The following is a 21,808-nucleotide window of genomic DNA, read 5'->3' as shown; positions in this document are numbered from 1 at the left end:
TCCGGCCCAGCCGACCGGAAGCCCTGTCGCCGACGACCGATCCGGGGACCGGGGCGGGAACGCGTGGGGAGGAGTTGTTAGCGCTAACAGATTCTGTTATGCAGGACATGCAGCCAGGAAGGAGAGGCCCGATGCCGCTCGATCCCCGCATCGCCGCCGTGACGGATCGCATCCGCCGCCGCTCTGCCGAAAGCCGGCGGCAGTATCTGGACGCCGTGGAACGCGCCCGTGCCGAAGGGCCGAAGCGGGCCCATCTGTCCTGCGGCAATCAGGCCCATGCCTATGCCGCCATGGAGGCCGACAAGGATCGGCTCGTGGAAACGCGGGCCCCCCATCTGGGTATCGTGACGGCCTACAACGACATGCTGTCGGCCCATCAGCCCTATGAGAGCTATCCCGCCCTCATCCGCGAGACAGCCCGCCGGGCGGGCGGGACTGCTCAGGTCGCCGGCGGCGTGCCGGCGATGTGCGACGGCGTAACGCAGGGCCGGTGGGGGATGGAACTGTCCCTCTTCTCGCGTGATGTGATCGCGCTGGCCTCTGCCGTGGCGCTCTCGCATGATGTCTTCGATGCCGTGCTTTATCTGGGCATCTGCGACAAGATCGTGCCCGGCCTGGTCATGGCCGCCGCCCGATTCGGCCATCTGCCGGCGGTCTTCGTGCCCTCGGGGCCCATGCCGTCCGGCATTCCGAACGACGAGAAGTCGCGTGTGCGTCAGCGCTTCGAGACGGGCCAAGCCACCCGGGCCGAGCTCATGGCGGCAGAAATGGCGTCCTATCACGGGCCCGGCACCTGCACCTTCTACGGGACGGCGAACACCAACCAGATGCTCATGGAGTTCATGGGCCTGCATCTGCCCGGTGCCAGTTTTGTCAATCCCGGCACCCCCCTGCGCGAGGCACTGACCGTGGCGGCGGTGGAGCGCGCCCTGAGCATCACGGCGCTGGGCAACGACTGGCGTCCGGTGGCCCATGTCCTTGACGAAAGGGCCTTCGTGAACGGGATCGCCGGTCTGATGGCGACCGGGGGCTCGACCAATCTCGTGATCCATCTGCCGGCCATGGCACGGGCAGCCGGGATCCTCCTCGATCTTGAGGACTTTGCCGACATCTCGGCCGCCGTGCCCCTGATGGCGAAGGTCTATCCCAATGGTCTGGCCGATGTGAACCATTTCCATGCCGCCGGCGGATTGCAGTTTCTGATCGCCGAGATGCTGGCTGCCGGGCTTCTTCACGAAGATGTCGTCACCGTGGCCGGAGACGGCCTGACACCCTATACGCGGACCCCCGTGCTCCGCGATGGAAAGCTGGTCTGGCAGGAGGGGCCGCGCAGGACGGAAAATGACCGCATCCTGCGGCCCGTGGCGGATCCCTTCCAGCCCAGCGGCGGGCTTGTGCGGCTGACCGGCAATCTCGGCACGGCGGTGATGAAGGTTTCCGCCGTTCCGGCAGACCGCCATGTGATCGAGGCGCCCGCCCGCCTCTTCCGGACGCAGGAAGAGGTCAAGGCGGCCTTCCGATCCGGCTCGCTCGATGGCGATGTCGTGGTCGTCGTCACGCATCAGGGGCCATCGGCCAACGGGATGCCGGAACTCCACGCCCTGACTCCCGTGCTCTCGGTCCTGCAGGATCGCGGTCATCGCGTCGCACTGGTCACCGACGGCCGGATGTCCGGCGCCTCCGGCCGGGTTCCCGCCGCCATCCATGTCAGTCCCGAGGCCGCTGCCGGCGGACCGCTGGCCCTGTTGCGCGACGGCGACATGATCCGTGTGGATGCCATGGCGGGACGGCTCGAGGTGCTGGCCGACCTGTCCGATCGTTCGCCGGCCGATCCCCGGCAGGCCACAGGGCCCCAGGATCCGGGGCGGAGCCTGTTCGAACTCTTCCGTCGCGAAGTCAGACCGGCCACTGAAGGCGCATCGGTCATCCTCTGATGACCACAGACATGGAGATGGCAGCATGACGCCTGAACAGGCATCCGAACTGGTCGCACGGGTCTGCGGACTGGCCCCCGTGATCCCCGTGCTGGTGATCCGGGACGCCAGTCATGCGCCCGGCCTTGCCCGTGCCCTGATTGAGGGAGGCCTCCCGGTGCTGGAAATCACGCTTCGCACCCCTGCCGCCCTGGAGGCCATCCGGGCGATGGCGCAGATCGAGGGAGGAGTCGTCGGCGCTGGCACGCTTCTGACAGAGGCAGATGTCGTCGCCGCCAAGGAAGCCGGTGCCGCCTTCGGCGTTTCGCCTGGCGCCACGCCGCGCCTGATCGAGGCCTGCGAAGCGCATGACCTGCCCCTCCTGCCGGGCGCCGCCACCCCGTCCGAATCCATGGCCCTGCTCGAGCGGGGATATACGGTCCAGAAGTTCTTTCCCGCCGAGGCGAACGGAGGCCCGGCCACCTTGCGGGCCTGGGCCGGGCCGCTGCCGAGGGTCCGGTTCTGCCCAACGGGCGGAATCGGCCCCGACAATGCGGCCAGCTATCTTGCCCTGTCGAATGTGCTGTGTGTCGGCGGCTCCTGGGTGGCGCCGGACGACCGGGTGCGCGCCGGGGACTGGGACAGGATCCGCCAGCTCGCGCGAGAGGCATCGTCCCTGCGCCCGGCCCGCTGATCCGACCGGGAACAGCGCTGCCCCCCATCGCGGCTCGCCCGGCCCGGGTCGAGGGACGGACCCTTGTGCGAGCCGCCCCGACATCCTATGTTCCGGCTGTCCGGGCAACCGGACTATGGGCATAAACGCGCGCGGAATAAGCGGATCGGACCCGGGGGCGGTACCCGGCGGCTCCACCAGATGCCTCTCGTTGGGGGGACCAGGGGGCCGAAACAGGATCGACGAACGTGTAAAGGCGTGGCTTTGTCCCGGTGAGCGACCACCGTTATCGGTGCAAACTGCATAGTTGCCAACGACAACCGTGCTCCGGCGATGGCCCTCGCCGCCTGATTCGGCGGTAGAGACCTGAGCCAAAGTCCTGGGGATTAAGCCCCTCAGGCGGGGTTCGCAGGCACCTGGCAACAGAAGCCTGCACTCCCTTCCCTTCCGATTTCCCTTCCCTGGCGATCCCCGCATGCTGCATCACATGCTGCATCATCGGAACATGGGGCTCGGGAATCGATGCCGTCCCTTGCCGTCGTGACATGCCGGGTTGCCAGCCCGGCGCCCTCCGGCCACGCGGCCTGCCCCTGCCAGATTTCCTGCCAGATCGGAAGTCCGATCGGGAAGCCCTGCCATCCGGCGGCCCCTGTTGTCCCTCTGATCCGCCTGTTTCTTCTTCCCCTGCCCACAGACCGATGAGGATGACAGGGTTCCATGTCCACCGAATCAGGCCTCCCGCGCACGCCGCCCGGTCTGGGTGAAATCGCCCGCCTGTTCCTGCATGTCGGCATGGTCTCCTTCGGTGGTCCGGCCGGACAGATCGCCCTGATGCATCGCGAGCTGGTGGCCAGACGCGGCTGGCTTGCGGAAGAGGAGTTCCTGCGTGCGCTCTCGTTCTGCATGATGCTGCCCGGCCCCGAAGCGATGCAGCTTGCGACCTATGCCGGATGGAGACTGGGCGGCATCCGGGGCGGTCTGGTGGCGGGCGGTCTGTTCGTGCTGCCGGGCGCCGCGATGATCTTCCTTCTCGCATTCGCCTATGGCGCGCTGATCCGCCATCCCCTCGTTGCGGCCATGTTCCTCGGGATCAAGGCCACGGTGGTCGCAATCGTCCTGGGGGCCATCGCAGGAATGACGCGGCGGGCGCTGAGGTCCCACCGGGATCGGCTGATCGCAGCCCTTTCCTTCCTGGGCCTGGTCGCCCTGGCCATGCCCTTTCCGCTTGTCGTCCTCCTTGCCGGCCTCTTCGGGTTCCTTGCGACCTCGGATCGCGCATTCCCGACGGCCCGCCCTGTTTCCGTGACCTTCGCGGCGATCATCACGATAGTGGGACTGGTCCTCTGGTGGATGCCGGTTCTGTGGGCGACGCTGACAGACTCGCCTCTGCTGCAGGAGATCGGCCTTTTCTATTCCCGGCTGGCGGTCGTGACCTTCGGCGGCGCCTATGCCGTTCTGGGCTATCTGGCCCAGGAGGTGGTCGAGATTCGCGGCTGGGTCACGACCCCGCAACTGATGGATGCGCTGGGACTGGCCGAAACAACCCCTGGCCCCCTGATCCTTGTCACGACCTTCGTGGCCATCCTTGCCGGTCTCAACCAGGGAAGTCCCTCGCTCGCCGCCATGGGCGGGTTGATGGCGCTGTGGGTGACCTTCGTCCCGTGCTTCATCTGGATCCTGGCCGGCGCGCCCTTTGTGGACTGGCTGAATGCCCAGCCCCGGCTGCGAAGCGCCCTCGCCGCGATCATGGCCGCAGTGGTCGGCGTCATCGCAAACCTGTCCTTCCTGTTCGCCATCCATGTGGCCTTCGGCAGTGTCGGAACCGTCACGGCCGGCCCGATCCGGATGGCCTGGCCCGACATCGGCAGCCTGCAGCCGCTGGCAACCGGTCTTGTCCTGCTTGCCTGCTGGCTTCTGCTGATACGCGGCCTGCCGATGATCCCGACCTTGATGATGGTCTCGGCCGCGGCCGGCCTTCTTCACCTGGCCGGTGCCGGCTGACACCCCTTCCGACTTCCGGCGAATGCCTTATGATTCCCCGCAAGGTTACCGGGGGATTTTCCGATGCCGCAAGGCCGCACGATCGACTACGGCACACTCATGCACCGGGCCATGCGTGGCCTCATCCATGACGTGCTGGCACAGGTGGCCGAAGAAGGGCTGCCCGGGAATCATCACTTCTTCATCACCTTCGACACGCAACACCCGGATGTCGAGCTGGCCGACTGGCTCTCAGACCGCTATCCGAACGAGATGACCATCGTCCTCCAGCACTGGTTCAAGGATCTGGAGGCGACGGCAGAGGGCTTTTCCGTCACGCTCAATTTCGGCGACAGCCCCGAACCCCTGTATGTCCCCTATGACGCGATCAAGACCTTCGTCGATCCGTCAGTCGAATTCGGCCTGCGCTTCGAGACGCAGGCAAGCACCCATCATGCCGCTCCCGAGCCGGAGCCCGAACCCTCTCCTCGCGAGGAGCGTCGCGGCGAACCCCGGGGCCAGGCAGAAATCGTCAGCCTCGACAAGTTCCGCAAGTAGCCTTCCGTCCGGCGGCAACCCGCGCTATCCGGCATGCAACGGCATACCGAGGGGGACGAGCCATGACCGCGACCCGCACCGAGACCGACAGCTTTGGCCCCATCGAGGTGCCGGCTGACCGCTACTGGGGGGCACAGACCCAGCGCTCCATCCGGAATTTCCCCATCGGCTGGGAGAAGCAGCCCGTGGCGATCATCCGGGCGCTCGGCCTGATCAAGCGGGCCTGTGCAGAGGCCAACAAGGCCAGGGGCGCGCTCGATCCGGCCGTGGCCGATGCCATCATCGCCGCGGCAAGCGAGGTAGCCGAAGGCCGTCTCGACGATCATTTCCCCCTTGTCGTCTGGCAGACCGGATCCGGCACCCAGACCAACATGAATGCCAATGAGGTCATCGCGAACCGCGCGATCGAGATGCTGGGCGGCAGGATGGGGTCCAAATCCCCCGTGCATCCGAACGACCATGTCAACATGGGGCAGTCTTCGAACGACACCTATCCGACGGCGATGCATGTTGCCGCGGCGATGACGGCCCGGGATGTCCTGCTGCCGGGTCTGCGCCATCTGCTGGCCGCGCTGGAGGCCAAGGCTGCGGCCTTTGCCCATATCATCAAGATCGGCCGCACCCACACAATGGACGCCACGCCCCTCACGCTCGGGCAGGAATTCGGCGGCTACGCCCATCAGCTCCGCAAGGCCATCGAGCGGATCGAACGCGCCCTGCCCGATGTTTACGAGCTCGCCCAGGGCGGGACCGCGGTGGGGACAGGTCTCAACAGCCCCAAGGGCTGGGGCGAGGAGATCGCCCGCCGCCTTGCGGAGATGACGGGGCTGCCCTTTGTCACCGCCCCCAACAAGTTCGAGGCTCTTGCCACGCATGACGCGCTTGTCGCGCTGTCCGGCGCGATTCGCGGGGCAGCGGCAGGCATCTACAAGATCGCCCATGACATCCGCATGCTCGGCTCCGGCCCGCGCTGCGGTCTGGGCGAACTGCGCCTGCCCGAGAACGAACCCGGCTCGTCCATCATGCCCGGCAAGGTCAATCCGACCCAGGTCGAAGCCATCACGATGGTCTGCGTCCATGTCATGGGCAACGATGCGGCCGTGGGCATTGCCGGATCGCAGGGGCAGTTCGAGCTGAACGTCATGAAGCCCATGATCGCCTACAATGTGCTGCAATCCATGCAGCTTCTGGGGGATGCGGCGCGCGCCTTCACCGATCACTGCGTGGCCGGAATCGAGGCGGACGAGGAGCGCATCAGCCGGCTGATGCGGGAATCGCTGATGCTGGTCACCGCGCTGGCCCCCACCATCGGCTATGACAAGGCGGCCGAAGTCGCCAAGGCGGCCCACAGGAACGGCACCACGCTCCGCGAAGAGGCCATCCGCCTCGGCTTCGTCGATGCGGAAACCTTCGATCGCGTCGTGCGTCCGGAGGACATGCTGGGGCCGAAGTGAGGATCGCCATCGGCGTCCTGTCGGCGGCCCTGCGCGAACCGACCCATCCTTTCGACCCGAGGTGTGCCATGAGCGGATCCCCGATCAACCTGAACAGGGCCCGCAAGGCACGCGAGCGGGCGAGGGAGGAGCGCAGGGCCGACGCCAATGCCTTGAAATACGGACGGACCAGGGCCCAGAAGCGTCTGGAAGCAATGCGCAACGAGAAGGCCCAGCGTGATCTGGATGCCCTGAAACGCGAGACGTGATGGGCGCCCCCCGGAAACGCTCACTGACCCTGCATGGTCATCGCACCTCTGTATCGCTCGAGGATGCGTTCTGGGAGGTGCTTCAGGAGGCTGCCCGGGCCGAGGGGCTCTCGGTAAACGCCCTCTGCACGCGCATCGACGAAGAGCGCGACCCAGAAACGGCTCTGGCCTCCGCGATCCGGGTCTGGCTGCTCCGCTGGGCCCTGTCGCGGCACTGAGCCCCCGGATGGGCCGCCTGCCCCGGCACCGTTCCGTCAGACCAAGGGCCGAATGACCGCGGCCCATGCGGGCGATCCCTCATGAAGGGTCGCCGGCCTGTTGCCGACAGACAGCCGCTGCGCGTCCCTGTCCGGACGGACCGGTGCCGATCAGGATCGTGGGGTTCCCCTCAGCCAGATCCCGTCTCGCCCCCTGACCGTCAGATGGGCAACCGGAACGGGAAGGCGGGTCTCATCGACATGGAACCGGATCCGTCGGAGGAGGAGAGCCAGGAACAGCGGCCCTTCGACCATGGCGAACCCTGCCCCCGGACAGACCCGGGGGCCGCGCGAAAAGGGCAGATAGGCTTCGCGCGCGCAATGACGGCCGTCTTCGGTATTCCAGCGGCCGGGATCAAAGCGGTCCGGCTCGGTCCAGATCCGTTCATGGCGATGGAGATGCCAAGGGGACAGCACGATCTGGGCCCCCCTGGCGACCGCCCTGCCCCGGAAGGTCTGGGGACAGGCGGCCTCGCGCACCATCATCGGAACCGGCGGATAAAGCCGCAAGGCTTCGCGGAACACATCCCGGCAGACGCGAAGCTTTCCCAGGCCGGCAAAACTGTCGTCATAGGCCATGGCCTCAGCGGCGGCACGGTCCTGCCATTCGGGATGGGCAGCCAGCAGCCAGAGCGCCCATGACAGGGCCGAGGCCGATGTCTCATGCCCAGCCAGGAAGAAGATTGCCACCTGATCGACCATCTCCTGCCAGGCGAATCTCTCGCCGGACAGAGGATCGCGCGTCGTCATGATCTTGGTTGCGAGATCATCCGGGGCCGTGCCCTCCTCGATGGCCTTTGCACGATCACGGGTCAGACCGCCAATGAGGCGGCGGATCTTCCGCGCGGTTGCCAGCGTCCGCCATCGGTGAAAGCGCGGGAACCAGGACGGCAGGGGCACGAAGGCGGCGAGGTTGAGGAGCGGCTGCGTCCGTTGATGCTGACGGAATGCCTCGAAGACGGCCGTTGCGGTGTGATCCTCGATGGGGATCGAGAACAGCGTCCGGAAGATGGCATCGGCCGCGGCATGGCTGGCCTCGGGTTCGATATCGAAAGGCCGGCCATCCGCAAGCCTCGCGATCCGTCCTGCGGCGGCTGCCCCTGCGGCATGCAGGGCCGGAAAGGTCTCGCGCAGCCGTCCGCCCTCGAGGGCGGGGTCGATGATCCGGCGCTGGCGTTCCCACTGTTTTCCGTTCGTCACGAAGACGGACTGGCCCAGAAGCGGCCGGACGCCCCGCCCCGATCCGGTCGGATTTGGGGAACTGGCCGGGACATTCATCCAGCACCCGTCGCAGCAGGGCCGGATCGTTGACCAGATAGGAGGTGAAGAAGGGCGTGCGGAACTCGGCCATCCAGGCGCGATAGAGCCTTGCGGGCTGGGCGCTGAGGATGTCGCGGCGGAACAGGCGCAGATAGCGCAGCAGAGAGACCCGGTCAGGCCTCGATGCCGGTTTCGGGGGGCGGATCATGCCGCCACCGACCTGTGGGGCGAGACAGGCCGTTCGATCCGCGACCGCGAGGGAGGCCGCCCGGCAAAGCGGTCCCGCAAGGTGCGAGGACCGGCCGTGATACGGAAATAGTCGTAATCGCCGGGATGATCGAAGGCGCAGAGATACTGGAAGTGGAGCCGGAAGAAGCGCCAGCGCAACCGCTTCCATCGTTCGGGGGACAGGGTCCGGGTGAAGGCGGCGGAAATGACCAGAGGCCAGCACGCGCCGGGCGGCCGGACTCCGGACACGGCCACCGGATCGCACAGCGCAAAGGCACAGCCGTCGCCCGGCGCAGAGACATCCACCCATGCAATGCGGTCGCATGCGGCCAGACAGGCCAGATCGCCCCGGAGGCGGTGAGCTTCAGGCAGGAAGGACATCATCGGGATGACCTGCCCCAGGGTCAGAAGCCCCAGCGCGGGTCCGTTCCGGGGGGACAGATCCTGCAAACGGACCAGATCGGCCATGACCGAAACCGCGAGATGGGCACCGGAGGAATGTCCGACAAGCAGCACCTCGTCGATTCCGTCTTCCTGCAGGGCCTCGGCGATCGCCTGGCGGAACTCGCCCAGCCGCTGCTCCAGCGCCGGGGGATTGGCCCCCCTCAGCGGGCGGAAAAGGCATAGTCATGCAGCAGGTAATAGGCAAAGAGCCTGGCATCCTTGCGCCGGAACCACTGCAGGACGGCCACCGCAAGGCCCAGGGCAGCGATCCCCCCGACAAGGCGGGCAGCTGTCCGCCCTCCGAGCCCAGAAGCCTCCACCCCCTGCGCGGCAGCCCAGCCGGCCAGAAGGCCCAGACCGACTGCAACCGCCCCCTGCCCGATCAGCATCAGTGGCGGATAGAGCGCGGCAATGACGGGGCCCTTGCGCAGGCCCATCAGACGCCAGAGGGCCCCCGATGAGACATAGATCCAGAGCGTCCGCAGCATCTGGACATAAGTGCCGACAATACCGGTGTTCATCGATTCGCGCACGATGTCGGACCACATCAGGACGCTGAAGTCCGCCTCCGTCTGCCGGCCATCCATGTGCCCCGTGGCCTTCCAGCCGAAGGGCCGGGCGCCGCGCTTTGGCGATGTTTCGATCACATAGCCGGAAATGGCCGCCTGGGCCGGCCCTTCCTGACGATACAATTCGTAATAGCGTCGGGGATGATGGGGGTCGTAGCCGGGAATGTAGAACACCCGGCGCCGCGCGACGGCCCTGCCTTCGACCCTGTCCATGCCTGCATGGTTAGTGATGGAGCATGGCGAAGGTAAGGCATCAGCCGACCGATCCGAGAACCGGAAAGGTTTCGAGCAGCCAGAAGGACAGAGCCGTGAACTGCCCTGTCATCATCAGCAGTCCCACGGTCCACAGCAGAAGCCCGGAGAGCGTCTCGATCCGGCCCATATGGGGCCGCAAGCCGTCCATCGTCTTGCCGAGCCGTGGGAAGAAAGCCGCGGCCAGCAGGAAGGGGATACCGAGGCCGACGGCATAGGCGGCAAGGAGCACTGTGCCTCTGGCCAGGCTTGCCTCCGTCGCCGCAATCCCGAGGATCGCTCCAAGGATCGGGCCAAGGCAGGGAGTCCAGCCAAAGGCGAAGGCGAGGCCCAGGACATAAGCCCCGAGGGCCGAGCCGCCGCGATCGCCCGCCTCGATCCGCCTCTCCCGCGCCAGGATCGGGATCCGGAAGATCCCGAGAAAATGAAGACCGAACAGCATGATGACGGCACCGGCCAACGGCACGAACCAGTCCTGCCATTGCAGCAGCGCACGCCCGAGGGCAGAGGCTGCCGCACCAAGCAGCAGGAACACGGTTGAGAGGCCCAGCACGAAGAAGGCGGCGGCCGTCAGAACCTGTCGTGGCGCCCCCCGGGTCCGCGAAAGCTCTCCCATCGTCATGCCGCTCATATAGGCGAGGTAAGGCGGGACGATGGGCAGGACGCAGGGCGAAAGGAAGGACAGCACCCCCCCGAAAAGGGCGACTGCCATCGCCGGCAGGAGAGTTGCATCGAGGATGAGATCGGATGTGAGCATGGCTGATATCCTTCCCTCCCACCCATACGCTGGCCGGTGGCCGGCGTCACGGGAGCGGGCCTCACATTGCAGCGCGCCCTGTCTCCCTTCTCTTCGCTGTCAAGGACAGGATGCAGGCGCCACGGCCATGCATTCAGGCCTCGATCGGTCGCAGCACCCCTGCCCGGATCCCGTCGCGCCGCAGATAGCGCGACAGACCGAGATCGGCTGTCTCGATCTCGGGACGGATCCCGGAGATGAGATCGGCCAGGACCCGACCCGATCCGGCGGCCATGGTCCATCCCAGGGTGCCATGTCCGGTATTGGTCCACAGTCCCGGGATCGGCGTCGGCCCGACGACGGGTGTTCCATCCGGCGTCATCGGCCGGAGACCGCACCAGAAATCCGCATCCTCGACGGCACCGGCGCCATCGAAGAGATCGGTCAGCGATCGCAGCAGGGTCGCCTTGCGCCTTTCGGGCAGGGAAAGGTCAAAACCGGCAATTTCCGCCAGCCCCCCGACCCTGATCCGGTCGCCGAGCCGGGTGATGGCAACCTTGTAGGTCTCGTCCATCACGGTCGAGACGGGGGCCCGTGCGGCATCGCGGATCGGAATGGTCAGGGAATAACCCTTCACCGGACAGACCGGCAGACGCAGACCCAGAGGCCGCAGCAAGGCAGGGGAATGGCTGCCGAGAGCCACGACCACGGCATCGCCCTGCAGCGGTCCATGATCGGTGATGACCCCGACAATCCGGCCCCGTTCCAGAAGGAGGCGTTCGACCGTGATGCCGTGATGGAACGACACGCCTGCCTCGCGCGAGAGTGCTGCAAGGGCTGTGGTGAACTTGAAGCAGTCCCCGGTCTCGTCCCCCGGGAGGCGAAGCCCGCCGGCGATCCGGCCCCTTGCGTCAGCCAGGCCGGGTTCGGCACGGACGCACCCGTCGGCATCGAGCAGCTCGAATCGGACTCCCCTGTCCTGCAGGACGGCAATGTCCTTCTGTGCCGCCTGCATCTGCCGTTCGCTGCGGAAGACCTGCAGCGTTCCGAGCATTCGCTCGTCATAACGGATTGCGGTCGCCTCGCGGAGCGCCTCGAGCTCGCGCCGCGAATATTCGGCCAGGCGCACCATCCTTGCCTTGTTGGTGGCATAAGCAGCAGAGGTGCAGTTCATCAGCATCCGGGCCAGCCAGACGAGGCGCGCCCAGTCGAGATCGGGCCGCAGGATCAGGGGGGCATGGCGCTGGAGCATCCAGCGCAAGGCTTTGAGCGGGATGCCGGGCGCCGCCCATGGGGCTGAATAGCCGGGGCTGACCTCTCCGGCATTGGCGAAGGATGTCTCGAGCCCCGGCGCCGCCCGCCGTTCGAGAACCGCCACATCGTGACCCGCCTGACGCAGATACCACGCCGTGGTGACGCCGATCACGCCGGCCCCCAGAACAATCACCTTCATCGTCCGTCTCCCGCTGTCATCCGGGGGATAGCGCAGGGGAGTGCGCAGATGCTCGCAAAGATGCGTTTCCTATCGGAAACTTTGCAAGATCATCCTGCTATTCTTGACTATACTGAGTTTTTATTCTAATAATTAACAAACATGCAGGATGATATCCTGCATTTTGGCCCTGAACGGATCCCTTGTCGCAAGCCTGGGCGCTTGCGTCGCACGCTGGCTGGACATACCCCTTGTCCGGTCATGGCTGGGGAGGCGCCCTTGAATGCAACGGCAACTCAAGGTCTGAGGCATCTGCCTCTCGATGGCCTCCATCGCAGCCTGGGTGCGCGGATGGGCCCCTTCGCCGGCTGGGACATGCCCCTCCACTATGGCGATGGGGTCATCGCCGAACATGAGCAGACCCGATCCGCCGCCAGCCTCTTTGATGTGAGCCATATGGGTCAGGTGATCCTGCGGCCCCATCACGGGATGGAGCGTCTCCGTGCCGCCATGGAAGGCCTCACGCCGGCGGATCTCTGCGGGCTCCCGGAAGGGCGGCAGCGCTATGCCCTGCTGACGGACGATGCCGGCGGCATCCTCGATGACCTGATGATCACGGCCCGCCCCGATCACCTTTTCCTGGTCGTCAATGCCGCCACCCGCAACGCAGACATCGCACATCTGTCCGATGCCCTGCCCGGCGCAGACATCGAGGAGATCACGGATCGTGCCCTGTTCGCCCTGCAGGGGCCGCAATCGGCCGCAGCGCTGTCTGCACTGCTGCCCGGCATCGAGGCCATGCGCTTCATGGATGCCGCCAGCTTTCGCTGGCATGACTGCGAGATCTGGGTTTCGCGATCCGGCTACACCGGCGAGGATGGCTTCGAGATCTCGGTTCCCCTGGCCGCGGCCGAGTCCCTCGCCCTGGCCCTTCTGAGCCAGCCTGGGGTGAAGCCTGCGGGGCTGGCCGCGAGGGACTCCCTGCGCCTCGAAGCCGGCCTCTGTCTCTACGGGCAGGACATCGACCGCAGCACCAGCCCGGTGGAAGCCGCCCTTGAGTGGTCCATCGGCCGGTCCCGCCGGGCAGGAGGCCCCCGTCACGGCGGCTTTCCGGGGGCGGACCGGATCCTGCGACAACTGGAGATCGGTCCCCGGCGCCGCCGGGTCGGCCTGCGCCCCGAAGGGCGTCAGCCGATGCGCGCGGGCACCCCGGTTCTGGCCGAGGCCGGACCGATCGGACGCGTGACATCGGGCGGATTCGGGCCGACCCTCGGCGCCCCCATCGCCATGGCCTATGTCGATATCGCCTTTGCATCGCCCGGAACGCGCCTGACAGGAGAGGTCCGCGGAAAGACCCTTCCGGCCACGGTCTGTTCCCTTCCCTTCGTCCCACCCTCCTTCAAGCGTTGAGGCATCCGATGAAATTCACCGAAGACCACGAATGGCTTCGTCCCGAAGGCGAAAACGTCATCGTCGTGGGGATCACCGAACACGCGGCCAAGGAGCTGGGAGACATCGTCTTCGTCGAACTCCCCGAGGTCGAGGCCATGGTGGCGGCCGGCGACGAAGTCGTCGTGATCGAGAGCGTCAAGGCCGCATCGGACATCCTGGCGCCCGTGGATGGCGAGATCGTCGAGGTCAATCAGAAGCTCACGGAAAATCCCGGCCTGATCAACGAGGATCCCCTCGGCGCCGGATGGTTCTTCAAGATCCGGGTGGATGATCTGGCCGTCCTCGACGGGTTCATGGACGAGGATGAATATCAGGACATGATCGCCTGATCGGTCATTCAGGAGGAGCTCAGCATGGCCTGGCAGCCGGTCGGTTACGACCCTGACGACTTTGCCAACCGCCGCCATATCGGCCCGTCCCCGGAGGAAATGGCCGAGATGCTCGAGGTTGTCGGCGCACCTTCCCTCGATGCCCTGATCGACGAGACCGTGCCGGCATCGATCCGGCAGAAGGACAGCCTGTCCTGGCCCGCCCTGACGGAGCGCGAGCTTCTGGCCCGGATGCGCGCCGTCGCCGCGCGCAACCGGCCCCTCATCTCGCTGATCGGACAAGGCTATTACGGCACTGTCACACCACCTGCCATCCAGCGGAACATCCTTGAGAATCCTGCCTGGTACACGGCCTATACACCCTATCAGCCGGAAATCGCCCAGGGCCGCCTCGAGGCGCTTCTCAATTTCCAGACGATGGTGTCGGACCTGACCGGCCTGCCGGTCGCGAATGCCTCGCTCCTCGATGAGGCCACTGCCGCTGCCGAGGCGATGACGATGGCGCAGCGCAGCGCCAAATCGAAGGCCAAGGCCTTTTTCGTCGCCGAGGACTGCCATCCCCAGACAATTGCCGTCATCCGCACAAGGGCCGAGCCCCTGGGCATCCATGTTCTTGTCGGACCACCGGATTCTCTTGTTCCTTCAGAGGTTTTCGGGGCAATCTTCCAGTATCCCGGTACATTCGGCCATCTCCGCGACCTGACCGGCGACATCGATCGCCTGCATGCAGCCGGGGCGCTGGCCATCGTCGCGACGGATCTGCTCGCCCTGACCCTGCTGAAGGAGCCCGGCGCGATGGGGGCAGACATTGCCGTGGGAAGCGCCCAGCGCTTCGGTGTTCCCATGGGCTATGGCGGGCCACATGCCGCCTTCATGTCCTGCCGGGATTCGCTGAAGCGGGCCATGCCGGGCCGGATCGTCGGCGTCTCGGTGGATGCGCGGGGAAATCGCGCCTATCGCCTCGCGCTCCAGACCCGGGAGCAGCACATCCGCCGCGAGAAGGCGACGTCCAATGTCTGCACCGCCCAGGCCCTGCTTGCGGTCATGGCCTCGATGTATGCGGTGTTCCATGGGCCCAAGGGGCTGCGCGCCATCGCCGAGCGCGTCCACATCCATACGCAGCGTCTGGCACGGGCCCTGCAGGCTGCCGGGGCACGGGTCTCGCCCTCGCATTTCTTCGACACGATCACTGTCGAGGTCGGGGTAGGTCAGGCGGGAATTCTGGCCGCTGCGCGCGCCGAGGGACTGAATCTCCGCCGGATCGGGACCGACCGCGTCGGGATCTCCCTGGACGAGACGACTGACGAGCAGGTGCTGCTGCGCGTGCTTCGCACCTTTGGAATCGACGCGGCCCCGCCGCATCGGGGGAATGTCGCCATCCCCGAAGATCTCCTGCGCACCTCATCCTATCTGACCCATCCGGTCTTTCACATGAACCGGGCCGAGGCAGAGATGATGCGCTACATGCGTCGTCTGTCGGACCGCGATCTTGCCCTGGATCGCGCCATGATCCCCCTGGGATCCTGCACGATGAAGCTGAATGCCGCGGCCGAGATGATCCCCCTCACCTGGCCGGAATTCGCCAATCTCCATCCGTTCTGTCCCGAGGATCAGGCTGCCGGCTATCGCGAGGCGATCGAGGACCTTTCGGCCAAGCTGTGCGAGATCACCGGCTATGACGCCTTCTCGATGCAGCCGAATTCGGGCGCGCAGGGAGAGTATGCCGGCCTTCTGACGATCCTGCGCTATCACCGTGCCCGCGGCGATGATCAGCGGCGCATTTGCCTGATCCCGGTCAGTGCCCACGGGACCAATCCCGCCTCGGCCCAGATGGCCGGGATGGAGGTTGTGGTTGTCCGATCCACAAGCCAGGGGGATGTGGACCTGGAGGATTTCCGGGCCAAGGCCGCCGCGGCGGGGGATCGTCTCGCCGCCTGCATGATCACCTATCCGTCCACGCATGGGGTTTTCGAGGACACGCTGCGCGAGGTCTGCGACATCACCCATGCCCATGGCGGGCAGGTCTATCTGGATGGCGCGAACATGAATGCCCTGGTGGGCCTTGTGAAACCGGGGCTTGTCGGGGCCGATGTCTCGCATCTGAACCTCCACAAGACCTTTGCCATTCCCCATGGTGGCGGCGGGCCCGGGATGGGCCCGATCGGGGTCAAGGCCCATCTGGCGCCCTATCTGCCGACCGATCCCCGAAGCGGTCAGGCCGGCGCAGTTTCGGCTGCGCCCTTCGGATCGGCATCGATCCTCCTGATTTCATGGGCATATTGCCTTCTCATGGGTGGGGCCGGGCTGACCCAGGCGACAAAGGTCGCCATCCTGAGCGCCAATTATGTCGCGGCGCGCCTGAAGGATGCCTATCCCATCCTGTTCGCCGGCAATCGCGGACGGGTCGCGCATGAATGCATCCTCGACACCCGGCCCTTCGCCGCCCACGGCATTACGGTAGAAGACATCGCCAAACGGCTTATCGACAACGGATTCCACGCCCCCACCATGTCCTGGCCTGTGGCCGGAACGCTGATGGTGGAACCGACCGAATCCGAACCCAAGGCCGAGATCGACCGGTTCATCGCCGCGATGCTCGGCATCCGCGAGGAGATTGCCGCCGTGGAACGCGGCGACTGGCGGGTCGAGGAGTCTCCCCTCCGCCGCGCGCCGCATACTGTCCAGGATCTCGTGGCCGACTGGGATCGTCCCTACAGCCGTGAACAGGGGTGCTTCCCGCCTGGGGCGTTCCGGGTGGACAAGTATTGGCCGCCTGTCGGGCGCGTGGACAATGCCTATGGCGACCGGAATCTGGTCTGCATCTGTCCGCCGGTCGAGGATTACGCCCAAGCCGCCGAATGACCCGCGGCGGGCGGGTTCAGTCCCGCCCGCGGCGCGCTCGTTGTGCTCCATGCGGTCGTTGACGCGGTCCTGCTTCCTCTCCCGAGACGAAGCGATGTCACCGGTTTCCCGGCCCCGCGAACTCGGGACTGCGGCAATCTCCCCCCAGGCGTGCGGGTGCTCACCGCCCTCGGCAGGCCGGCCGCCCCTCGAGCGGGATCCGGTCATCCGCAGTGGGAGAAGCCGCAGGTCTCGCAGATGAGGCAACCTTCCTGAACCCGCATTCCGGGGCTGCCGCAGGCCGGACAACCCTGCCCGCCGGGGCGCTCCGATCCCCCGGGAGGCGGCACTGTCCTTCTGCATGTCCAGAAAGCCGATCTGCTGCATATGCCGCTCGATAACCCCCCCGATCGCGGCGAGGATCGAGGGGACATAGCGCCCCTCCATCCAGGCGCCGCCGCGCGGATCGAACACGGCCTTCAGCTCCTCGACGACGAAGGCCACCTCTCCCCCCCGGCGGAACACGGCCGAGATCATGCGGGTCAGCGCAACGATCCAAGCATAATGCTCCATGTTCTTGGAATTGATGAACACCTCGAAGGGGCGGCGCCGGCCGTCCAGGACCACATCGTTCACGGTGATGTAGAGCGCATGTTCGGAACCCGGCCATTTCAGCTTGTAGGTCGTTCCGTCCAGGGCTTCGGGGCGATCAAGGGGCGCGGCCGGAGCGGCCGGCAGGGCAGCCTCGGGCTCCTCGCGCTTCACGGCCAGGACATGGCCTGTCACCGCATTCGGGCGGTAGGTCGTGCAGCCCTTGCAACCCTGCCGGTAGGCCTCGGCATAGACATCGCGAAAGCGGTCGAAGGGCAGATCGGCCGGGACATTGATCGTCTTGGAGATGGAGCTGTCCACCCATTCCTGTGCCGCCGCCTGCATCCGCACGTGATCGAGCGGATCCAGATCCTGCGCCGTCACCGCCCAGACGGGCAAGGGCGCATCGCCATGGAGGCGCCGCCAGAGACGCACGGCATAATCCGTGACCTCCTCCTCGCGTCGCGTGCCATCCGGTTGCAGGACCTTGCGGATATGGGAATGAGCAAAGACCGGCTCGATCCCCGATGAGACGTTCCCGGCCAGAAGAGAGATCGTCCCGGTCGGTGCGATCGATGTCAGCAGCGCATTGCGGATCCCGTGCGCTGCGACGGCCTTGCGCACGGCATCGTCCATGCGCTGCATCATGTCCGTCTGCAGAAAGGCATCGCGATCGAAGAGCGGGAACGCGCCTTTCTCCTTCGCCAGACGGGCCGAGGCGAGATAGGCCGCATGCGCGATGCGGCGCAGGAGGTCCCGGGTCCATGCGGCGGCCTCCTCGCTGCCATAGCGCAGCCCCAGCATCATCAGCGCATCCGCGAGCCCCGTAACCCCCAGGCCGATGCGTCGCTTGGCCTGCGCTTCGGCCGCCTGCTGGGGCAGCGGAAAGCGGGACAGGTCCACCACATTGTCCAGCATGCGCACGGCGACCGAGACCAGATCCTCCAGCTCTTGAGGGTTGATTCCCGCCTCCGGGCCGAACGGATCGCGCACCAGCCGCGCGAGGTTGACCGAGCCTAGGAGACAGGCCCCATAGGGCGGCAGGGGCTGCTCGCCACAGGGGTTGGTCGCCGAAATGGATTCGCAGTAGCGCAGGTTGTTGCGGGCATTGATCCGGTCGATGAAGATCACCCCCGGTTCGGCCATGTCATAGGTCGCCCGCATGATCCGGTCCCAGAGGGCACGGGCTGGCAGGGTGCGGAACACCACGCCATCGAAGGTCAGGTCCCAGGGGGCATCGGCCTCCACGGCGGCCATGAAGCCATCCGTGACCAGCACGGACAGGTTGAACATCCGCAGGCGGTTCGGGTCGCGCTTGGCGTCGATGAAGGCCTCGATGTCCGGATGGTCGCAGCGGAGCGTGCCCATCATGGCCCCGCGGCGGCTGCCGGCGGACATGATGGTGCGGCACATCGCATCCCACACATCCATGAAGGACAGCGGGCCCGAAGCCTCGGCGCCGATCCCGCGCACGGGCGCTCCCCTGGGCCGGATGGTCGAGAAGTCGTAGCCGATGCCGCCGCCGGCCTGCATCGTGAGTGCGGCCTCCTTCAGCGCGTCGAAGATGCCGGCCATCGAATCCTCGATGGTGCCCATCACGAAGCAGTTGAACAGCGTGACCGAGCGCCCTGTTCCGGCGCCGGCCAGGATGCGCCCGGCGGGGAGGAAGCGGAAATCCTCCAGCGCGGCAAGGAAGCGCGGCTCCCAGAGGGAGGGATCCGCCTCGACCGAAGCCAGCGCGTGCGCGACGCGCGACCAACTGTCCCGGATCGTCCGTTCGAGCGGCGTCCCGTCAGGCGCCTTGAGGCGATACTTCATGTCCCAGACCTGTTCGGCGATGAAAGTGTCGAACGGGCTGGCAAGGCGCAGGGGGGGACTGGTCGGTAGCCATGATTGCCTCCGGGACCGGGATCCCGAGGCTAGGGTGGGGTCACGGGCCGGTCAACGGGATGGGGGGTCCCTTGCCCATCCGCCGAGGCCGGCGCATGAAGGCCGATGGCAGTCGGTCGGACCGGGGGGCAGCGTATGAGCGGGCTTCACCTCATCAAGCTCTCGGTGGGAACGGAAGATGTCGGCGACCTTGCCCGATGGCAGAAGGGCCCGGGGCGCGGGCCGGACGGCCTGCCCCGCCACATCACCCGGATGTGGCCCAAGCGTGAGGCCGAGCTGCTGGAGGGGGGTTCGGTCTACTGGGTCATCCGCGGCATGATCCTGTGCCGGCAGAGGCTGCTGAGGCTGGAGGAGATGCGTGCGCCGGACGACAGTCTTCGCTGTGCGCTCGTGCTCGACCCCGATCTGATCCGTGTCCGGCCGACGCCCCGCCGACCCTTTCAGGGCTGGCGCTATCTGCCCGCCGAAGAGGCACCCCCGGATCTGGGGTCGTGGGATGCCGGCGAGGAAGACCTTCCGCCGCAGCTGGCCGCCGGCCTTGCGGAACTGGGTGTGGTCTGGACCGGCAAGGTCTGATGATTCTGCCGCGCCGCGCCGTGGTCGCGTTTTCTGACGGAGGGCATCAGCCGCATGAGAGCGGCAGCGGTTCGGGCAAACATTTGGGGAACCAATGGTGCCCGGGGGCGGATTTGAACCACCGACACGTCGATTTTCAGTCGACTGCTCTACCCCTGAGCTACCCGGGCACGGGGATGGGAGGACAGCGCCTCCGCATCGGGTGCGGGCCTTCTACGGGAGGGGCCCGGGAGTGTCCAGAGGGGTCGGGGCTCTGTCAGGCCCGATTGCCATCGCGGTGCAACAGCCCTGAAGATCGACACAGGCCGATGCGCCCCATCCGCCCTCGCGAAGCGCGGCTCGGGCCCTGAGCCGGGACAGCGGGACAGCTCGGCAAGGCATGCGCGCTTCGGCCCCGGCTGCGAGCCGGGTCGCTCGGACGCCCTTTTCCGCAACGAGCGGTCTCAGGGGCGAATCGTTACGGGCACGCCATTCGGCACCAGATCCCAGATCTCCTCGATCTCGCGATTCGAGACGGCGATGCAGCCGGCTGTCCAGTCCCGGCTATCCGTGCCCCGGAGGGACAAAGGCGGGCTGACCATGGATGAAGATGTCGCCACCCGGATCGACGCCCAATTCCTTGGCCCGCGCAATGTCGGCTGCGTTCGGATAGGAGATCCCCAGCGCCAGATGATAGCGTGAACGGGGATTGCGCCGGTCGATGTAATAGACGCCTTCGGGAGTGCGCCCGTCCCCTTCCCGCTCCTTGTGGCCGACGGGATCGCTGCCCAGGGCGATGTGGAACTCGCGAATGACCTTCTGCCCGTCCAGCAGATAGAGACGGCGGCGCGCCTTCATCACGAGAAGAGCCGATACGGACCCGGTCGCATTGTCATCGGGAGCGGATTCGCCGGGGTGGTGGGGCGCCTTGGTCCTGAAGGAACCGCAGCCCGACAGCGCCGTCAGCACCGCCCCGCCCGCGAGGAGCGTCCGTCTCGATATCATTGCCACCTGCCCGTCCGGTCTTGCGCCGTTCGCCTTCAGGGTTAGCAGCAGACTTCAGGAGTCGCGAGGGGGATGAGGCATTCTTCCTGCCGGTCATGGCCGCGCGGCCACTCCCCCTTCAGCGGTGGCGAAACCGTCTCAGACGGCTGGAGATCCAGCGCCGTCCCCGGATCATCAGGACATTGGTTACAGGCCGCAAGGCGGGGATGTCGACGGCCAGAAGCAGCATCCCGAGCGGCAGCATCCAGACACCGAGGAAGGGCAGGAAGGACAAAAGCCCCCCGATGATCAGCAGGATGGCCACCGGGACACGGATCAGGACCCAACGCGGATCCAGCAGCGGGCGCAGGGGCCCACGAGTTGCCGGCGCAAGGCGCTCGATGGCGGCGAACTGGCGCAGAAGGCGCCTCTTGTCGCGGTTGGCTTTGGCCTGGCCCATCTTGTCCCTGCTCCGGCGACACGCCCCGACGGCGCGCCTCCTTGCATCTGGGGCATGAGGGGCGCAACGGCAAGCATTATCCCCCCTGGACGTGATCGGCACGAATCGGCCGGATTGCGAGGTTCCTGCGGTTCCGTTAGGGGCCCCCTCATGATCAGTCAGAAGATGAAATATGCCCTCAAGGCGCTTCTGGCGCTTGCCGACGAGCAGGCGGGCGGGGGCCGGGCCCTGCGAATCGAGGAAATCGCCCGCCGATCGGGCGCACCAAAGCGCTTCCTCGAGCATATCCTTCTGGAAATCCGCAATGCCGGCATCATCGCCTCGATCCGCGGGCGGGCGGGCGGCTATGTCATGGCCCAGGCCCCCGAGACGGTCTCCCTCTCCGAGCTTCTGCGGCTGATCGATGGCCCGATGGCCCCCCTGCCCTGCCTGTCCCGGCGCTCCTACGCGCGGTGCGAGGATTGCGCCGACGAGGCAAGCTGCCGCATCCGCAAGGTCTTTTCCGAAGTCTTCTGGAGCTATCTGCTGCTGATCGAATCGCTCACACTGGCGGATCTGATGCGGGCGGACGGATCGGCAGACCGGATCTTTGCGGCCTGACGCCGCCCGGGCCACCCGTGTTCAGGCATGACCCTCCCTGCCATGGCCGGAACACGCAGGCAGAAAATCTCGACAATTCATGACGAGATTTTTTGCTTGCAA

General features: G+C 66.4%; 17 protein-coding genes, 1 tRNA gene, 1 other RNA gene and 3 pseudogenes. 13 read left to right on the top strand and 9 right to left on the bottom strand.

Going from position 1 to position 21,808, the window contains the following annotated elements:
• Positions 1 to 131 precede the first annotated feature (131 nt).
• The 8 genes from edd (at position 132) to RUTHE_RS03555 (ending at position 7,044) form a co-directional block, all read left to right on the top strand.
• On the top strand, positions 132 to 1,934 hold the full coding sequence (gene edd, locus RUTHE_RS03585) for a phosphogluconate dehydratase (protein ID WP_021096911.1): 1,803 nt from the start codon (positions 132 to 134) through the stop codon (positions 1,932 to 1,934).
• Between the two features lie 25 nt (positions 1,935 to 1,959).
• A complete protein-coding gene (gene eda / locus RUTHE_RS03580) occupies positions 1,960 to 2,607 on the top strand; it encodes a bifunctional 4-hydroxy-2-oxoglutarate aldolase/2-dehydro-3-deoxy-phosphogluconate aldolase (protein ID WP_021096910.1) in 648 nt (215 codons plus the stop codon).
• A 59-nt stretch (positions 2,608 to 2,666) separates the two neighbouring features.
• Positions 2,667 to 3,023: a transfer-messenger RNA gene (gene ssrA / locus RUTHE_RS15435) on the top strand.
• A 280-nt stretch (positions 3,024 to 3,303) separates the two neighbouring features.
• A complete protein-coding gene (chrA, locus tag RUTHE_RS03575) occupies positions 3,304 to 4,587 on the top strand; it encodes a chromate efflux transporter (protein WP_021096909.1) in 1,284 nt (427 codons plus the stop codon).
• Between the two features lie 63 nt (positions 4,588 to 4,650).
• Positions 4,651 to 5,124 carry an SspB family protein gene (locus RUTHE_RS03570; RefSeq protein ID WP_021096908.1) on the top strand — a complete coding sequence of 158 codons (474 nt, stop codon included), beginning with the start codon at positions 4,651 to 4,653 and terminating at the stop codon, positions 5,122 to 5,124.
• Positions 5,125 to 5,186: 62 nt separating this feature from the next.
• The gene (gene fumC / locus RUTHE_RS03565) at positions 5,187 to 6,578 is read left to right on the top strand and encodes a class II fumarate hydratase (protein ID WP_021096907.1); all 1,392 of its coding nucleotides are present in this window, start codon (positions 5,187 to 5,189) and stop codon (positions 6,576 to 6,578) included.
• Positions 6,575 to 6,826 (top strand): DUF4169 family protein, encoded by a 252-nt coding sequence (locus RUTHE_RS03560; RefSeq protein WP_342662203.1) that lies wholly within the window; start codon positions 6,575 to 6,577, stop codon positions 6,824 to 6,826. Before fumC ends, RUTHE_RS03560 begins: the two co-directional genes overlap by 4 nt.
• On the top strand, positions 6,826 to 7,044 hold the full coding sequence (locus RUTHE_RS03555) for a ribbon-helix-helix domain-containing protein (protein WP_021096905.1): 219 nt from the start codon (positions 6,826 to 6,828) through the stop codon (positions 7,042 to 7,044). Before RUTHE_RS03560 ends, RUTHE_RS03555 begins: the two co-directional genes overlap by 1 nt.
• 150 nt (positions 7,045 to 7,194) lie before the next feature.
• Here RUTHE_RS03555 and RUTHE_RS03550 read toward each other — a convergent pair.
• The 4 genes and pseudogenes from RUTHE_RS03550 to RUTHE_RS03535 form a co-directional block, all read right to left on the bottom strand.
• Positions 7,195 to 8,551 (bottom strand): annotated as a pseudogene (locus RUTHE_RS03550) (cytochrome P450).
• Positions 8,548 to 9,797: pseudogene (locus RUTHE_RS03545) on the bottom strand (hypothetical protein). The pseudogenes RUTHE_RS03550 and RUTHE_RS03545 overlap by 4 nt, the downstream one beginning before the upstream one ends.
• Positions 9,798 to 9,837: 40 nt before the next feature.
• On the bottom strand, positions 9,838 to 10,593 hold the full coding sequence (locus tag RUTHE_RS03540; protein WP_021096901.1) for a cytochrome c biogenesis CcdA family protein: 756 nt from the start codon (positions 10,591 to 10,593) through the stop codon (positions 9,838 to 9,840).
• 133 nt (positions 10,594 to 10,726) lie between these two features.
• The gene (locus RUTHE_RS03535; protein WP_021096900.1) at positions 10,727 to 12,025 is read right to left on the bottom strand and encodes a D-amino acid dehydrogenase; all 1,299 of its coding nucleotides are present in this window, start codon (positions 12,023 to 12,025) and stop codon (positions 10,727 to 10,729) included.
• 258 nt (positions 12,026 to 12,283) lie between these two features.
• Here RUTHE_RS03535 and gcvT point away from each other — a divergent pair, with 258 nt between their 5' ends.
• From gcvT to gcvP, 3 genes are read left to right on the top strand one after another with little or no spacing between them, the layout of a single operon-like run.
• Positions 12,284 to 13,414, top strand: coding sequence for a glycine cleavage system aminomethyltransferase GcvT (gene gcvT / locus RUTHE_RS03530; RefSeq protein WP_021096899.1), 1,131 nt, complete (start codon positions 12,284 to 12,286; stop codon positions 13,412 to 13,414).
• An 8-nt stretch (positions 13,415 to 13,422) separates the two neighbouring features.
• Complete coding sequence (gcvH, locus tag RUTHE_RS03525) at positions 13,423 to 13,785, top strand: glycine cleavage system protein GcvH (protein ID WP_021096898.1); 363 nt, start codon at positions 13,423 to 13,425, stop codon at positions 13,783 to 13,785.
• A gap of 24 nt (positions 13,786 to 13,809) precedes the next feature.
• Positions 13,810 to 16,647, top strand: coding sequence for an aminomethyl-transferring glycine dehydrogenase (gene gcvP / locus RUTHE_RS03520; protein ID WP_021096897.1), 2,838 nt, complete (start codon positions 13,810 to 13,812; stop codon positions 16,645 to 16,647).
• Positions 16,648 to 16,850: 203 nt separating this feature from the next.
• On the opposite strand, the pseudogene RUTHE_RS15895 reads toward gcvP, so the two are convergent.
• Positions 16,851 to 19,035: pseudogene (locus RUTHE_RS15895) on the bottom strand (adenosylcobalamin-dependent ribonucleoside-diphosphate reductase).
• Positions 19,036 to 19,242: 207 nt separating this feature from the next.
• On the opposite strand from RUTHE_RS15895, the gene RUTHE_RS03510 reads away from it, so the two are divergent.
• Positions 19,243 to 19,683 carry a DUF1489 family protein gene (locus RUTHE_RS03510; RefSeq protein ID WP_021096893.1) on the top strand — a complete coding sequence of 147 codons (441 nt, stop codon included), beginning with the start codon at positions 19,243 to 19,245 and terminating at the stop codon, positions 19,681 to 19,683.
• A 95-nt stretch (positions 19,684 to 19,778) separates the two neighbouring features.
• On the opposite strand, the gene RUTHE_RS03505 is transcribed toward RUTHE_RS03510, so the two are convergent.
• From RUTHE_RS03505 to RUTHE_RS03495, 4 genes are all read right to left on the bottom strand, one after another.
• Positions 19,779 to 19,853, bottom strand: a tRNA-Phe gene (locus RUTHE_RS03505).
• A gap of 273 nt (positions 19,854 to 20,126) precedes the next feature.
• Positions 20,127 to 20,264, bottom strand: coding sequence for a L,D-transpeptidase family protein (locus tag RUTHE_RS18160; protein ID WP_342662202.1), 138 nt, complete (start codon positions 20,262 to 20,264; stop codon positions 20,127 to 20,129).
• Complete coding sequence (locus RUTHE_RS03500) at positions 20,227 to 20,667, bottom strand: L,D-transpeptidase family protein (RefSeq protein WP_021096892.1); 441 nt, start codon at positions 20,665 to 20,667, stop codon at positions 20,227 to 20,229. The genes RUTHE_RS18160 and RUTHE_RS03500 overlap by 38 nt, the downstream gene beginning before the upstream one ends.
• 118 nt (positions 20,668 to 20,785) lie before the next feature.
• Positions 20,786 to 21,106 (bottom strand): hypothetical protein, encoded by a 321-nt coding sequence (locus RUTHE_RS03495; protein WP_021096891.1) that lies wholly within the window; start codon positions 21,104 to 21,106, stop codon positions 20,786 to 20,788.
• 150 nt (positions 21,107 to 21,256) lie between these two features.
• On the opposite strand from RUTHE_RS03495, the gene RUTHE_RS03490 reads away from it, so the two are divergent.
• Positions 21,257 to 21,706, top strand: a complete 450-nt coding sequence (locus RUTHE_RS03490; protein ID WP_021096890.1) for an RrF2 family transcriptional regulator — start codon at positions 21,257 to 21,259, stop codon at positions 21,704 to 21,706.
• Positions 21,707 to 21,808: the final 102 nt, after the last annotated feature.

It is taken from the genome of Rubellimicrobium thermophilum DSM 16684, from assembly GCF_000442315.1.
Classification (GTDB): domain Bacteria; phylum Pseudomonadota; class Alphaproteobacteria; order Rhodobacterales; family Rhodobacteraceae; genus Rubellimicrobium; species Rubellimicrobium thermophilum.
This window is presented reverse-complemented; position numbering and strand designations above follow the sequence as displayed.

Coding starts and splice junctions, on each gene's coding strand:
- edd (WP_021096911.1), top strand. CDS start 132: ATGCCGCTCGATCCCCGCATCGCCGCCGTGACGGATCGCATCCGCCGC.
- eda (WP_021096910.1), top strand. CDS start 1,960: ATGACGCCTGAACAGGCATCCGAACTGGTCGCACGGGTCTGCGGACTG.
- chrA (WP_021096909.1), top strand. CDS start 3,304: ATGTCCACCGAATCAGGCCTCCCGCGCACGCCGCCCGGTCTGGGTGAA.
- RUTHE_RS03570 (WP_021096908.1), top strand. CDS start 4,651: ATGCCGCAAGGCCGCACGATCGACTACGGCACACTCATGCACCGGGCC.
- fumC (WP_021096907.1), top strand. CDS start 5,187: ATGACCGCGACCCGCACCGAGACCGACAGCTTTGGCCCCATCGAGGTG.
- RUTHE_RS03555 (WP_021096905.1), top strand. CDS start 6,826: ATGGGCGCCCCCCGGAAACGCTCACTGACCCTGCATGGTCATCGCACC.
- RUTHE_RS03540 (WP_021096901.1), bottom strand. CDS start 10,593: ATGCTCACATCCGATCTCATCCTCGATGCAACTCTCCTGCCGGCGATG.
- RUTHE_RS03535 (WP_021096900.1), bottom strand. CDS start 12,025: ATGAAGGTGATTGTTCTGGGGGCCGGCGTGATCGGCGTCACCACGGCG.
- gcvH (WP_021096898.1), top strand. CDS start 13,423: ATGAAATTCACCGAAGACCACGAATGGCTTCGTCCCGAAGGCGAAAAC.
- gcvP (WP_021096897.1), top strand. CDS start 13,810: ATGGCCTGGCAGCCGGTCGGTTACGACCCTGACGACTTTGCCAACCGC.
- RUTHE_RS03510 (WP_021096893.1), top strand. CDS start 19,243: ATGAGCGGGCTTCACCTCATCAAGCTCTCGGTGGGAACGGAAGATGTC.
- RUTHE_RS18160 (WP_342662202.1), bottom strand. CDS start 20,264: ATGGTCAGCCCGCCTTTGTCCCTCCGGGGCACGGATAGCCGGGACTGG.
- RUTHE_RS03500 (WP_021096892.1), bottom strand. CDS start 20,667: ATGATATCGAGACGGACGCTCCTCGCGGGCGGGGCGGTGCTGACGGCG.
- RUTHE_RS03495 (WP_021096891.1), bottom strand. CDS start 21,106: ATGGGCCAGGCCAAAGCCAACCGCGACAAGAGGCGCCTTCTGCGCCAG.
- RUTHE_RS03490 (WP_021096890.1), top strand. CDS start 21,257: ATGATCAGTCAGAAGATGAAATATGCCCTCAAGGCGCTTCTGGCGCTT.